Source organism: Streptomyces sp. NEAU-YJ-81, from assembly GCF_017592595.1.
Lineage (GTDB): Bacteria > Actinomycetota > Actinomycetes > Streptomycetales > Streptomycetaceae > Streptomyces > Streptomyces hygroscopicus_B.
In genome coordinates this window covers 1-853 of record NZ_JAGFNO010000124.1, presented here as the reverse complement: position 1 = coordinate 853, position 853 = coordinate 1, and the positions used below count along the sequence as shown (strand labels likewise).

Sequence of the window (853 nt, the reverse complement as noted above, 5' to 3'; positions counted from 1 at the left end):
GGTGCGGTGGCGGTGGATGTGGGTGGTGTGTATGAGCGGTTGGCTGGGGTGGGTTTGGAGTATGGGCCGGTGTTTCGGGGGGTGCGGGCTGCGTGGCGTCGTGGTGATGAGGTGTTTGCGGAGGTGGCGCTTGCGGAGGAGGAGCGTGCGGAGGCGGGGCGGTTCGGTCTGCATCCGGCCCTCCTCGACGCCGCCCTCCATATGGCCGGGGTGGGCCCGGACGGCGAGGAGACGGGCCCCGCTCGTCTGCCGTTCGCCTGGACGGGTGTCTCCCTGTATGCCACGGGTGCGACGGCGCTGCGGGTGCGCTTGTCGCCGTCGGGAGCCGAGGGGATCTCGGTGCTGGTGGCGGACGCCGACGGGGTACCGGTGGCCTCGGTCGACTCACTCGTGGGGCGGCCGGTGGTGGCCGAGCAGCTCACCGCGTCCCCGCAGGTGGCCAGGGACTCGCTGTTCACCGTGGAATGGGATCGCGTGCCTTCCGAGGACATGCCGGGGGTTGCATCCCAGGCTCAGTGGGCGATCGTCGGGTCGGACGATCTCGGCCTCACCGCCGCCTTGGATGCGGCAGGCCACAACGTAATCAGCTGCCCGGAACTGGCCACCCTGGCAGGCTCCCCGGACGTCGTCCTCGTGCCATGCGTGTCCGAGTCGGGCCCGGGTGCACAGGATCTGTCGTCCGCCACACGCCACCTCGCCCATCGTGTGTTGGGTGTGGTGCAGGGGTGGTTGGCTGAGGAGCGGTTTGCTGGTTCGCGGTTGGTGGTGGTGACGCGGGGTGCGGTGGCTGCTGTGTTGGGTGAGGATGTGCCGGATGTGGCGGCTGCTGCGGTGTGGGGGTTGGTGCGTTCGG

General features: G+C 70.1%; 1 protein-coding gene. It reads left to right on the top strand.

The window, feature by feature from the left end; translation table 11 throughout:
* Positions 1 to 6: 6 nt before the first annotated feature.
* Positions 7 to 853, top strand: an 847-nt coding sequence (locus J5X86_RS52365; RefSeq protein WP_308125004.1) for a polyketide synthase dehydratase domain-containing protein, incomplete at its 3' end; no start/stop codon positions are given.